This is a genomic window from Rhodococcus erythropolis R138, from assembly GCF_000696675.2.
GTDB classification, from domain to species: Bacteria; Actinomycetota; Actinomycetes; order Mycobacteriales; family Mycobacteriaceae; genus Rhodococcus_F; species Rhodococcus_F erythropolis.
In genome coordinates this window covers 1-12,536 of sequence record NZ_CP007255.1, presented here as the reverse complement: position 1 = coordinate 12,536, position 12,536 = coordinate 1, and the positions used below count along the sequence as shown (strand labels likewise).

The 12,536-nt window shown below is 63.2% G+C and carries 11 protein-coding genes and 1 pseudogene; 9 read left to right on the top strand and 3 right to left on the bottom strand.

Translation table 11 applies throughout. The features are described from left to right. Positions 1–20: 20 nt before the first annotated feature. From H351_RS00065 to H351_RS00030, 8 genes are all read left to right on the top strand, one after another. Complete coding sequence (locus H351_RS00065; protein WP_021342746.1) at positions 21–1,178, top strand: HpcH/HpaI aldolase/citrate lyase family protein; 1,158 nt, start codon at positions 21–23, stop codon at positions 1,176–1,178. Then, positions 1,175–2,464: a phosphoribosyltransferase family protein gene (locus H351_RS00060; RefSeq protein ID WP_029254391.1), complete on the top strand. Its 1,290-nt coding sequence runs from the start codon at positions 1,175–1,177 to the stop codon at positions 2,462–2,464. The genes H351_RS00065 and H351_RS00060 overlap by 4 nt, the downstream gene beginning before the upstream one ends. After that, the gene (locus H351_RS00055; RefSeq protein WP_020906052.1) at positions 2,461–3,570 is read left to right on the top strand and encodes a cysteine protease StiP family protein; all 1,110 of its coding nucleotides are present in this window, start codon (positions 2,461–2,463) and stop codon (positions 3,568–3,570) included. The genes H351_RS00060 and H351_RS00055 overlap by 4 nt, the downstream gene beginning before the upstream one ends. Continuing rightward, positions 3,567–4,424, top strand: coding sequence for a hypothetical protein (locus H351_RS00050; RefSeq protein ID WP_029254392.1), 858 nt, complete (start codon positions 3,567–3,569; stop codon positions 4,422–4,424). Before H351_RS00055 ends, H351_RS00050 begins: the two co-directional genes overlap by 4 nt. Before the next feature lie 27 nt (positions 4,425–4,451). Continuing rightward, complete coding sequence (locus H351_RS00045) at positions 4,452–5,846, top strand: TerD family protein (protein ID WP_019746739.1); 1,395 nt, start codon at positions 4,452–4,454, stop codon at positions 5,844–5,846. A 158-nt stretch (positions 5,847–6,004) separates the two neighbouring features. Next, positions 6,005–6,898: an SGNH/GDSL hydrolase family protein gene (locus tag H351_RS00040; RefSeq protein WP_029254393.1), complete on the top strand. Its 894-nt coding sequence runs from the start codon at positions 6,005–6,007 to the stop codon at positions 6,896–6,898. 40 nt (positions 6,899–6,938) lie between these two features. After that, the gene (locus tag H351_RS00035; protein WP_051636446.1) at positions 6,939–8,495 is read left to right on the top strand and encodes a TerD family protein; all 1,557 of its coding nucleotides are present in this window, start codon (positions 6,939–6,941) and stop codon (positions 8,493–8,495) included. Between the two features lie 84 nt (positions 8,496–8,579). Continuing rightward, the gene (locus tag H351_RS00030) at positions 8,580–9,035 is read left to right on the top strand and encodes a tellurite resistance TerB family protein (protein WP_003941110.1); all 456 of its coding nucleotides are present in this window, start codon (positions 8,580–8,582) and stop codon (positions 9,033–9,035) included. Between the two features lie 56 nt (positions 9,036–9,091). Here the strand turns inward: H351_RS00030 and H351_RS00025 are convergent, their stop codons facing one another. Together H351_RS00025 and H351_RS32445 are read right to left on the bottom strand one after the other, a co-directional pair. Beyond that, complete coding sequence (locus tag H351_RS00025) at positions 9,092–9,613, bottom strand: 2-oxo-4-hydroxy-4-carboxy-5-ureidoimidazoline decarboxylase (protein WP_029254395.1); 522 nt, start codon at positions 9,611–9,613, stop codon at positions 9,092–9,094. Positions 9,614–10,101: 488 nt separating this feature from the next. Then, positions 10,102–10,227, bottom strand: coding sequence for a recombinase family protein (locus tag H351_RS32445; RefSeq protein ID WP_244891507.1), 126 nt, complete (start codon positions 10,225–10,227; stop codon positions 10,102–10,104). A gap of 328 nt (positions 10,228–10,555) precedes the next feature. Here H351_RS32445 and H351_RS00015 point away from each other — a divergent pair. Continuing rightward, positions 10,556–11,799, top strand: a pseudogene (locus tag H351_RS00015) (IS256 family transposase). A gap of 114 nt (positions 11,800–11,913) precedes the next feature. Here H351_RS00015 and H351_RS00010 read toward each other — a convergent pair. Further along, positions 11,914–12,510, bottom strand: a complete 597-nt coding sequence (locus H351_RS00010; protein ID WP_276328051.1) for a tryptophan--tRNA ligase — start codon at positions 12,508–12,510, stop codon at positions 11,914–11,916. Positions 12,511–12,536: the final 26 nt, after the last annotated feature.

Genomic DNA, 12,536 nt, shown 5'->3' with positions numbered 1-12,536 from the left:
CGGTTACAGAGAGAAGAGAAATGCAGCACTTTCAACATCTCGAGGACGACGTGCGGGAGCAACTGTTCCTGCATGCGCCTCGATCGTTCGCGGATTCCGACGAGAGGGATCTGCTCGCGATTGCTCTGGGTGCAACTCTCTACGTTCCTGCCACCCGAGCTGGGTTGGCCGACATCGTGGTCAAGCGTGCGTCCGAGGGCGTCAGCTCGATGGTGCTCGATCTCGAGGACGCCGTCGCGGATCACGAGGTGGAGTCAGCGCGAGCGAACGCGGTTGACGCTCTCGACAAGATCGCGTCCACCGACGCCGTCGGCATGCTGCTGTTCGTGCGGGTTCGTGAAGTCGCGGACATCCACAAGGTCGCCGCGTCGTTGACCGAGGGGCGCGCCGCGCTCACCGGGTTCGTCATCCCGAAGTTCGGCAGCGAGTCCGGCCCCGTGTTTCTCGACGCCGTCGCGGACGCATCCGAGCTGCTGGGTAAGCATCTCTACGCGATGCCGGTACTCGAATCACCCGCGCTGGTTCACCGCGATACACGTGATCTCGAATTGCGCACCATCAGTGGGATTCTCGCGCAACACCGCGAGCGCATCCTTGCCGTCCGCATCGGCGCCACCGACATGTGCAGCACCTTCGGCATCCGTCGTGACCGCGATCTGACCATCTACGACGTGCGCGTGGTGGTCGACGTCATCGCCGACATCGTCAACTACCTCGGCCGCGCCGACGGTTCGGGTTTTGTCATCACCGGGCCGGTGTGGGAGTACTTCGCCGATCACGAACGCATGTTCCGGCCGATGCTGCGCGCCACCCCGTTCGAGGAACACGACGCCGTCCGGTTCCGTCAGCATCTCGTCAGCCGCGACCTCGACGGCCTGCTCCGTGAGATCGCGCTGGACCGAGCCAATGGAATCCAGGGCAAGACGGTCATCCACCCGTCGCACGTCGCGGCGGTCAATGCTCTCTCCGCGGTCACGCACGAGGAGTACCACGATGCCCTCGACATTCTCGGTGCCGACGCCGGGGGAGTGCAGGCCTCCGGCTACCGGAACAAGATGAACGAGATGAAGCCGCACCGCAATTGGGCCCATCAGACTGCGCTCCGCGCTCACGTGTTCGGTGTGACCAACAAGGGCATCACGTTCGTCGAGTTGCTGACGGCGTTGGTCGATCGATGACAGAGGTTGTCCAGTCCCGGGACGTTCCCTGGGCTACAGCAGAATTCGGCTTGGACCTCGTTCACGGTGATTCGTCGCTCGGGCATTCGGTGCCCGATCTGGTGATCCCGGGTCTTCGGCGGAATCCGCGTCGCGCTCACCTGCTGGTGTCCACTGTGCTGGGAAAGCACGTGCCCACCGAGCCGTCCGTGGTCATCGGTGCTGCCGACGACCTCGGCGATCTGGTGCGGACAACCCTCGGTGAGGGTGTCGACGTCGTCGTGCTCGGGTTTGCCGAAACCGCAACAGGTTTGGGTCATTGCGTTGCGGCCCGTCTGCGCGCTCACTGCTACCTGCACTCGACTCGTCGCGACGTACCAGGTGCCGCGACGCTCGCCGGATTCGAGGAGGGGCACTCGCACGCCACGAGCCATCTGATGCAGCCGACGTCCGCCGAACTGTTCGAGAACGACCTGCCACTGGTCCTCGTCGACGACGAGATCTCCACCGGCGCCACCGCGATCGATGCCATCCGGGCACTGCACGGGCAATGCCCGCGCAGCCGCTATGTCGTGGCCTCGCTGGTGGACATGAGAACCGAGGAACACCGAGCCGCCAGCGAAGCCGCGGCCACGGAACTGGGTGTGCGGATCGATTACGTCTCTCTTGCTTCGGGTTCGACGGTTCTGCCCGACGGCCTGACCGAGCGCGTCACGGCGCTGAATGCTCCGGATCTCAACCCGATCGGTGATCGCCGCGGCACGCTGTCTCGGATGGATCTGCCATGGCCTGCGCAAGTCCCCGACGGAGGCCGGCACGGTTTTCTCGATGGCGACACCGCGGCATTCGAGTCCGCCGTCGAGGCAGCGGTGTCCATTCTCGGATCGTCGATCGACGCGTCGCGTGCTGTGATCGTGATCGGTCACGAGGAGTTGATGTACCTGCCACTGCGCATCGCTGCGGGCTTGGAAAGCTCTGGGCGAGCAGTTCGTTACCAGACCACGACGCGTTCACCCGCCTACGTCGTCGACGTGCCGGGATACCCGCTGCGTCGCGGGTTCACCTTTCCGGCACCGGAACTGGGCGAGAACGAACCTCGATACGTCTACAACGCGCAGTGGCCTGACGCGGCGGTCGACGCCCTTGCCTTGCTCGTGGTGGACGAGCCCGCCGATACCGATCGGTTGACGGCGATGGACGGGGTGATCGAGGTGTTACGGAACTCCGGCACCGACGTCCTGGTCGCCACCGTTCGCGGGGCCGATCCGTCGGCGCTGCGAGAATCCAGAGCAGGAGGCTCGTCATGAACGAACCATTGGTCGGGCCCGAATTCGGTTCGTACGCGCCGGGCGAAGTGAAGTGGCTGCTCAAGGATCTTTCGCACGTGGATCTCGAAGCGGATGTATCCGTGCGCGAGAAGCGTATTCAATCGGGTGAGGCGCACTATGCCGAGTCTCTTCCCATCGAGTACCAACCCGATCAGGCATACCGGGATCTTTTCGAGACGGTGCTCGCCGAGAGCGCTCCACGGTTGGCGCGCGCTGTCGGGACCGTGATGGACTTGGTCTTGGCCGAGCGGGGGAGTGACATCACGCTGGTCTCACTCGCCCGGGCCGGAACACCGATCGGGATTCTGATGCGGCGCTGGGCCCAGCAGACCCGCGGGCTCACGTTGCCGCACTATGCAGTGTCTATCGTCCGCGGCAAGGGTATCGATTCCGTCGCACTCGATTATCTTGCGCACCATCACGACTCGGAGAACGTCGTCTTCGTCGACGGCTGGACAGGTAAGGGCGCTATCGCCCGCGAACTCGACACAGCGTTGACGGAGTACCACGAGGCGGGTGGAGCCAAGTTCGACTCCGATCTGGCTGTTCTCGCCGACCCCGGGCACTGCGTGCGAACGTACGGAACCCGCGACGACTTCCTGATCGCGTCGGCATGCCTCAATTCGACGGTGTCCGGCTTGGTCTCACGAACAGTCCTCAACGACACCCTTATCGGGCCCGGCGATTTCCACGGCGCCAAGTTCTACGCCGACCTCGCCGACGTCGACGTCTCCAACAGGTTGCTCGACGTGGTCTCGGCCGAGTTCGACTCCGTTCGCGGCGACGCAGCGGATTCTCTTGCTGCAGTGCTCGATTCCGATCGGACGCCGACCTGGGCCGGCTGGGAGTCGGTGGAGAAGGTGCAAGCCGAGTACGGGATCTCGACGGTCAACTTCGTCAAACCAGGTGTCGGAGAAACAACCAGGGTGTTGCTGCGCCGGCTCCCCTGGAAGGTTCTGGTGCGTGAACTCGACGCCCCGGAGCATGCACACATCCGGTTGTTGGCGCAGGCCCGCGGGGTTCCGGTCGAGGTGGTACCCGACCTCGCCTACTCGTGTGTCGGGCTGATCAAGGACATCACGTGAGCCGTGCGGACACCGCTGCGTCCCAGGTCCTGATCGCCACGGATCTGGACCGCACGATGATCTATTCGCAGGCCGCGATCGGCGGCGATCCCAGTGGCTCCGACCTGGATTCGGCGCCGAGCCCGTTGTGCGTCGAGTACTACAACGGCGGTCCGCTCTCACACATGAGCGTCGAATCGATCGAACTGCTGATTGCGCTGAGCTCGCGGGTTCCGGTGATTCCGACAACCACCAGGACCATTGCGCAGTTCCAGCGGATCGATCTTCCCGGCGGACCGTGGAAGTACGCGATCACGAGCAACGGCGGAAACATCCTGGTGGACGGCGAAGCCGATCGCGAGTGGCGAAACGAGATCGACCGTTCGACCAGCAAGTCCGGCGCCGAGTTGCCGCAGGTTCAGGCGGAACTGGAATCGCGGATCGACTCGAGCTGGGTCAGTTCCATTCGTGTTGCCGACGACCTGTTTCCGTACCTGGTCGTCGATCTGGCCGTGATGCCGAGTGAATTCGAAACCGAATGGAATCACTGGTGCGTGACGCGGGGCTGGAACGTTTCGCGTCAAGGCCGGAAGATCTACACGATGCCCGACGCCGTGTCGAAGTCACGCGCACTGGCAGAGGTGCGCCGCAGACTGGTCGAGTCGGGTGATCTGGATCAATCCGCAGTCGTGATCTCGGCAGGTGACGGCGCATTGGATGCGGACATGCTCGAATACTCCGATTTCGCGATCCGGCCGAGGCACGGTGAGCTGGAAGAACTGAATTGGCAACGGCCGACCGTTACTGTGACAGAAAGGTCCGGTATCGCAGCGAGCGCGGAGATATTGCGGTGGTTCTCTTCCGCGCTCGGGTAATACACGCTCTCTATGAAGGGGATTTAGTTGTCTGTATCGCTTGCCAAAGGGCAGAACGGCCCGCTGGACGTCTCGGATGTAGTTGTGTCGGTTCAGCTGGCTGCAGCCGCTGACCTGTCTGCACTCCTCGTGACGAGCAACGGAAAAGTTCGTTCCGACGCCGACTTCGTCTTCTTCAACCAGCCGACCGGACCCGGCGTGCAATTGGTGCCCAACCCGGGTGGCATTGCCTCACTCCGAGTCTCGCTCGCCGGCGTCCCTGCCGATATCGAGCAGGTTCGCGCCGTCATCACGCTCGACGACGCTTCGTCGAACTTCGGGCGCAGCGCTGCACCCACCGCTCGGGTCTCCGACGCGGCCGGGAACGTGTTGTACGAGTACGTGATCGACGGTCTCACCACCGAGTCCATCGTCATCGCGCTCGAGGTGTACCGACGCCAGGGTGCGTGGAAGGTGCGCGCCGTCGGCCAGGGGTACGCGGGTGGATTTGCCGCGCTGGTCACCGATCACGGTGTGTCCGTCGACGATGCGCCCGCGCCGCCGCCGCCCACTCCGGTCGCGGCTCCGGCTCCGATCACGCCGCCCTCGTCCGTCGCTCCTACTCCGCCGGCGTACAACCAGCCGCCGCAGCAGCAGCCTTCGTACAACGCGCCGCCGGTTCCGCCGGCCCCGCCCGCATACAACCAGCCGCCCGCCTACAACCAGGGACCGACGCCGCCGGCCTACCCGCCGGCGCAGCAGCCTGCGTACAACCAGCAGCCGACGTACAACCAGGCACCCCCGGCGCCTCCCGTGCAGAACCAGCCGCCGGCGCAGCAGCCCGAGGTGAGCCTGGTCAAGGGGCGCCCCGTCAGCCTGACCAAGGGCCAGAAGGTCACGCTCCGCAAGGAGGGCGGCGTCGCGCTCACCATGATCCAGATGGGTCTGGGTTGGGATCCGATCAAGAAGAGCGGTCTGTTCGGAAGCCGTACCGCCGACGTCGACCTCGACGCTTCGGCACTCCTGTACGCCGACGGCAACCTCGTCGACGTCTGCTACTACGGTCAGCTGACGTCCAAGGACGGCTCGGTCCGTCACATGGGTGACAACCTCACCGGCGACGGAGACGGCGACGACGAGGTCATGCTCGTCGATCTGCAGCGGGTCCCGGCTCACGTGACCACCGTGATCTTCACGGTGACCTCGTACCGCGGACACACGTTCGAGCAGGTCTCCAACGCTTTCTGCCGTCTCGTGGACAGCACCACCAACTCCGAGCTCGCTCGATACACGCTCCAGGGCGGCATGGCTTTCACCGGAATGGTGATGGCAAAGGTGTACCGCGCGAACGGCGAATGGAAGCTGCAGGCCATCGGTGAAGGTATCCAGGCCAAACACGCAGGAGAAGCTGCGCCGCAGCTGGGCCGTTTCCTCACTGCTTGAGTCGAGACTGCATAGTCGAGATGAATCCGGTTCGGCGGTAGGTGGTTTCGATCGCCGTCCGCCGAACCGGACATCGTTGTCCCCTCCGTGCGTTAACCTCATGCGGCATGTCGAGCCGTCAGTCGAGCGGCCGTGCGCGAGAGGACTTGGCACAGTAGATGATCACTCGAGGGAAACTTCTCGGTCGGGCGGCGGCCGTTGCAGGCGTTGTACTGGCGCTCGTGAGCACCGGAATTGCGCAGGCTTCGGTGCCCCAGTCGGCACCGCCGGCAGGTTTTTCCGAGACCGGGATCAAGTACGTCGCCCTCGGTGACTCCCGCGCCTCCGGTCCAAGGCTGGAACCGATGTACCCCGACGCCTGCTCGCGTTCGTACGAGAACTTCGCGGGCAAGATCTCGCGGGCGCTCGACGTGACCGAGTTCGCTGATGTCTCTTGCAGCGCGGCACGCGCCGAGAACATCATCGACACCCCACAGCTGATTCCGAACTACTGGCCCGTCCAGCTCGATGCTGTTCACCCGGACACCGACCTGATCACCATCTCGATCGGCGGCAACGACTCCAACAGCATCTTCCTCGGCCCCCTGTGCGTCGCTCCGGGACCGGGAACTGATCGTGGATGCCGGTACGACCCGCTCGCGAATTCCGTCGCCCAGTCCGGAATCGACCGGGCTGCCGGAGAATTGGATCGCATCCTGACCGCGGTCACGCAGCGCGCGCCTAACGCTCGCATCTACCTGATCGGAGAGGGCGGCATGATCTCCTCTCGCGGATGCTGGCCGAACATCCCGTTCTCAGACGCCGACGCATCCTGGTTCATGGACTACTTCGCTCGCTACAACACGAAGTTCGACGAGGTCGCCCACGCCCACGGTGTGCGCACTGTCGACATTGCGGCGGCGAGCATCGCCGGCGGGCACGACGCGTGTGCGAGTGCAGATCAGCGTTGGTTCGAAGGCCTGTTCTCGGAGTCGACGGCGCAGCGCTTGCACTTCACGGACGCCGGGATGACCGCGGTGGCCGATCTAGTGGTGGCGGACCTGCAAGGCTGACCGAGAGAGCCCGGTCATGGCATAGTTCGCTGCTGTGGGTATGACTTTTGTTCCCGGACAGAACGCGCCGCTGCAGGCGCCCGTGGTGACGTTTCGAGCCGAGAGCCAGACGCCGTTCGACGTGTCGGCGCTGGTAGCGGACGCGAACCTGCGGGCATTGACGTCCGCGGACTTCGTGTTCTACAACCAACCGTCCACCGCTGGAGTGCAACTCGACCAGAGCGGCATCCGGGTGGAACTCGATCGACTTCACCCCGATGCCGCAGCAGTGTTGTGCATCGTCAGCGTGGATCCGGCAGCGACGGCCGCGGGAGCCTTTCGCACGGCCGGGCTCTCCGCCACCCTGAGCGATCAATCCGGTTCGGTCCTGGCCGAATTCGCGATCCCCACCGCAGGTACCGAGACAGCGGTCATCTGCTGGGAGCTGTACCGAAAGTCCGGTGCCTGGAAGATCCGGGCCGTCGGGCAGGGCTATGCGGGTGGTCTGGCGGAACTGATCTCGGTGCACGGCGTCGAGGTGGACGACGAGCCGGCACAACAAGCTCCGACAGCCGCACCCGCGTGGGACTCCGCGGTGGAGCCGTTGGAGGTAGGGCGAGGTCTCGAGCGCGCGTGGATGATCTTCGAGGACGCCTCACGATCTGCCGCTTCCTTCGTCTCCAGCAGCGAGTACGCGCTTGCTCGGTTGGACGAAGATCTGACCGCTGCCGTCGCAGATCCGTCGTTGCGGAACTCGGCAGCGGGAGTGGCGGCGCGCGACGCCGCACAGAAGCGTCACGACGACCTCGTCTCACTCGCGCGGGACAACCACGCCCGTGACAGCGCCCAGCTTGCACACGAACTCGGCGTGATCGACGGCGTGCTCCCACGGTCGATGGCGTCATGGAAGTCGGTGTCGTGGGCGGGTACAACTGATCCGGCTCAGATCACGGCCGTCAGCGACGGAATGCGTCTGGGCGAGCTTTCGGCTCCGGACCGCGGCACGCTCACCGTTCCGTACTGCGTGCCGCTCCCGTTGCGTCGGCCCATCTGGGTGGACAGTACGTCGAGCAAAGCAGCGCTCGGTCTGATCAGTGCCGTCACCGTGCGCGTCATGGCCGCCGGCCCGATGCCGCTACTCGACGTCGTAGATCTGACCGGCTCGCTCACGCCACTGACCGACAGACTGGCACCGATGCTCGCGGGCCCGGTCATCACCGCTCACACCGAGATCTCGGCGCGCTTGCGGGCACTGGCCGAGGCCGTCGACATGGGCGAACTCGCGCGAATGAGTGGCGTCGCAGATGGCCCGAGTTCCCTGCGCCTGTTGATCCTGAGCGATTTCCCGCACGGATACTCCGCCGAAGACGCACAGACCATCATGTTCCTCGCCGAACGCGGACCGGCAATCGGTTTGTCGATACTGATTGTCGGAGAGGACGAGTCGAATTTCGCGGAAGAATCCGTCGCCGCGCTGTCCGAGGGGTGTCAACATCTTTCGGCAGCAGGGCAGACGGAGGTTCACGACCCGTGGACCCGCACGCAATGGCACTTCACTCCGGACGTGCTCGACCCGATCTCCGAGTCGCGAATCCTGGCAGTGTTCGACCGCACCTAGCGGCCGATGGCGAATTGCCGAGCGCACAGGCAGAGTGGTGGTACGACCACGCGCGGTGTGTGGCGGCAATACTCGAGGAGACTCATGGCATTCTGGGATCAGTTGAAGGCTAAGGCTCAGGAGATGAACGGCCAGCTCAAGACAAAGACCAGCCAGTTCCAGAACAAGGAATTCAAGAACGCGAGCATGGCAATGTGCGCGTTGATCGCCGCCGCAGACGGTTCGATCGATCCGTCGGAGCGTCAGAAGACCGCCGCGTTGATCATGAGCAACGAGTCGCTCGCGGTCTTCCCGCCGGACGAGCTTCGTGAGCAGTTCGACTGGTACTGCAGCAAGCTGTCCTCGGACTACGAGTTCGGCAAGGTCGAGGCAACCGCGACCATCGCGAAGCTCAAGTCGAAGCAGGATCAGGCTCGCGCGGTCATCCAGATCGGCATCATCATCGGCGGCGCCGACGGCAACTTCGACGAGCACGAGCGCGGCGTCGTACGCGACATGTGTTTTGCAGTCGGAATCTCTCCGGCCGAGTTCGACCTCTGATCGATTCAGAGCATGAAAGCGGGTGCGGCGCGAAAGCGCCGCACCCGCTTTTCTTTTCAGTACTCGGGATATCCGTCTTCGGGTCCCAGCATCCGCTCGATCCTCGTCCGCGTGATCTTGGCGAGCTCGTCGATGCAGACCTTGCGCTCGACGGACCGTTCGTTGGACATGCGCTGGCTGATGTTCTCGAGGAGGTCGTCGGCGTCATGGCCGTGCGAACACCACAGATACCGGAAGCCGAAGTTGCGCTCGTACTCCTCGCCGGCGCGATAGATGGTTGCCATGACGGCGTCGTCCGGAACCCAGATCGAGCATTGCTCGAGGTGGGACGGCACGCTGTTCTTGCGGACGCCGACGGGTGGATGGCACTGCAATGCGCGCTCGACGTCCTCGTCCGAGAGGTTGAGAATCGCGTCCTCGGCTCGCGAGAGGATCTCCGCGTGATCGGCAAACGGACGTCCTTCGCTGACCCACCCGGCCCACGTCAGCGAGCAGCAGCACTCGAACAGTGCGTGAACCGCCTTCTGTCGCGGTAGTTCGTTGAAGCGCTCCAACCCTATCGATTGGTGTAGCAGCATGTGACCTCCCGGCCCGTTGTGCCTTCAGGCGCGCTCGACATGCCGCGCGGTAACCAGATGCGCGGCCACTTCGATAATCCGCCGCTTCACCTGGGAAAGGAAGGTTTGCTCACCAAGTTTTCAGATTCTTAACGCGGCGTAACGAGCTGACCCACACATCGAAGGAGCCCGACCCGCGGCAACCGGTGAGGCTCCAGACCGGGAGCCTCTGGAAGAAAAGACCCGATCGTGACTGACTTTTTTCTCCAGCCGGTGAGCTTGTCCGACGCACCTTTCTCTTCTCAGCAGCTGTCGCGGCGGCCAGGGCGTCACGAGTGCGGCCACGAATCAGATCCGACTCGAAACTCCGTCATCAATCCCCAGCAAGCCGATGAACATCTTCCCCATCGGATCGCGCGGGTCGTACAACTGACCGTCAATTGACAGCGATACACCTTCTCCGCGATCCGTTCTACCGGCTCATGCAGATCCTTCGCCGAGCGCGACAGTTAATGAGGCATCGTCACACAAAGGACGTCGCCGGCCCGAGCCGCGTTGATCGCATCATCCAAACCTGGCCGACGAGCCTGCCCGCCGCTGACACGATGATCGACATAAGCCTGGTCGCGATCCACACCCGCCTTCACCAGAAGATCAACCTGGATCCCGTGTTCTGCCGGCGGTGTTGCATCTCGACACCCGATCTTCACACCCACGTTCGCCGACGGGACACCCAATTGGAAACTTTTCGCTAAGTTTCTCCACGTCAGTCACGCCCAGAAGCCCGTTCCGTGCTGTCCGGTATGGCGATGGTCAAAAACGCACACCCAAACCCGAAGAATCGCTCTGACGACTTACTCGCTAGTGAGGGGACTGTCAGATAAACGGTTGATCCGGTCTTGGTTCGACACGCCGAGCTGAGCTTGGTGGGAAGGATCGATCATGACCGAAAAACTGGATCCCATGGCGGACGAGGAGGATCAGAAACAGCTGGCCGAGCAACTTTTGGCACAAGCCAAGGAGCAGGGCGTGGAGCTGATGAGCCCGAACGGGCTGCTCAATCAGCTCACCAAGAACGTTTTCGAAATCGCGCTAGACGCGGAGATGACCGAGCACCTCGGCTACGAACGGCACGATGCTGCCGGCCGAGGTAGCGGCAGTTCCCGCAACGGCACGCGATCGAAGACCGTGCTCACCGAGATCGGGCCGGTCGAGATCGATGTCCCGCGGGATGTCGATTCCTCGTTCATGCCGCAGATCGTCAAGAAGCGGCAACGACGCCTGACGGGGATCGACGAGATTGTATTATCGCTTACTGCAAAGGGGTTGACGACCGGCGATGTGTCCGCGCACTTTCAGGACGTCTATGGTGCGACGGTCTCGAAGGACACCATCTCCCGCATCACCGACAAGGTTGTCGGCGAGATGACCGAATGGCAGAACCGGCCGCTCGATCTTGTGTATCCGGTGATGTTCATCGATGCGGTGCACGTCAAAGTCCGCGACGGTCAGGTCACCAACCGGCCGATGTTTGTCGCGATCGGGGTCACCGTGAACGGTGAACGCGACATCCTCGGGATTTGGGCCGGGGACGGAGGCGAAGGCGCCAAGTTCTTCGCTGTCGGTGCTCACCGAAATCAAGAACCGCGGGGTCGCCGACGTGTGCATCGTGGTGTGCGACGGCCTGAAAGGGTTGCCGGATGCGATCAACACCGTCTGGGAACTCGCGGTGGTGCAGACCTGCATCATTCATTTGATACGCAACACCTTTCGGTTCGCGGCACGGCAGTACTGGGACAAGATGGCCCGTGATCTCAAACCTGTCTACACCGCTCCGTCGGAGTCCGCGGCGAAGGAACGGTTCATCGAATTCTGCGGAATTTGGGGTGAGCGATACCCAGCGATCGTGCGGATGTGGGAGAACGCCTGGACCGAGTTCGTTCCGTTCTTGGATTACGACGAAAGAGATCCTGCGGGTGATCTGCTCGACCAATGCGATCGAGTCCGTCAACGCTCGTTACCGGCGTGCTGTGCGTGCTCGTGGGCACTTCCCGACGGAGCAGGCGGCGCTCGAATGCTTGTATCTGGCGACTCGGGCTCTGGACCCGACTGGGAAAGGTAAGGCGCGATGGGCGATGAGGTGGAAGCCAGCGCTGAACGCGTTCGCTATCACCTTCGAAGCACGCATCACCCTCAACAGTAATTAACCGATACCGAGGTCGGATCCACCGTTGATCAGACACTCCCGATGGCGGATTCCAGGGATCGTCGCAACCCGGTGAATGTCCAAACTACTGGAGTGCGCTATGGGTAGGAGTCGATCAGTAGATGGTGCCCATTGCGGTTCGGACTTCCTCGAGGGTCTGTTGGGCGATTTCGTTCGCGCGCTGGTTTCCGATGCGCAGGACGTCGGCGACATGGTGGGGGTCTTGGGCGAGGTCGTTTCTGCGTTGCCGGTGAGGGGCGAGGAAGTCGTTCCCGAGCGTGGTGGTGAGCTTTTTGAGTGCGCCTGCGCCGGCGTCGCCGATCTGGTCGGCGAGGTCATTCTCGTCGCGACCTGAGCACAATGCTGCTGTGGTCAGCAGTGCGGATACCCCGGGGCGGTTGATCGGGTCGAAGGTGATGCGGCGTTGTGAGTCGGTCGGTGCCTTGCGGATTGCCGCTGCGGTGTCGTCGGCGGTCATCGACAGTGTGATGGCGTTTCCGTAGCTCTTGGATATCTTTCTGCCGTCGAGTTCAGGTACTTCGGGGCTCGAGGTAAGCAGCGCTTGAGGTTCGGGGAAGACCTGGCCGTAGCGGTCGTTGAAGCGTCGCGCGATGACACGGGTCATTTCGACGTGTGGGAGGTTGTCTTTCCCGACTGGAACGAGGTTGCCTTTGCAGAAGAGTATGTCCGCGGTCTGATGGACCGGGTAAATGGGCAGGAGACCGCTGAGGGCACGCC

What these genes read in the sequence shown, in the direction of transcription:
- H351_RS00065 (WP_021342746.1), top strand. Translation starts at nt 21, where the DNA reads ATGCAGCACTTTCAACATCTCGAGGACGACGTGCGGGAGCAACTGTTC.
- H351_RS00060 (WP_029254391.1), top strand. Translation starts at nt 1,175, where the DNA reads ATGACAGAGGTTGTCCAGTCCCGGGACGTTCCCTGGGCTACAGCAGAA.
- H351_RS00055 (WP_020906052.1), top strand. Translation starts at nt 2,461, where the DNA reads ATGAACGAACCATTGGTCGGGCCCGAATTCGGTTCGTACGCGCCGGGC.
- H351_RS00040 (WP_029254393.1), top strand. Translation starts at nt 6,005, where the DNA reads ATGATCACTCGAGGGAAACTTCTCGGTCGGGCGGCGGCCGTTGCAGGC.
- H351_RS00035 (WP_051636446.1), top strand. Translation starts at nt 6,939, where the DNA reads ATGACTTTTGTTCCCGGACAGAACGCGCCGCTGCAGGCGCCCGTGGTG.
- H351_RS00030 (WP_003941110.1), top strand. Translation starts at nt 8,580, where the DNA reads ATGGCATTCTGGGATCAGTTGAAGGCTAAGGCTCAGGAGATGAACGGC.
- H351_RS00025 (WP_029254395.1), bottom strand. Translation starts at nt 9,613, where the DNA reads ATGCTGCTACACCAATCGATAGGGTTGGAGCGCTTCAACGAACTACCG.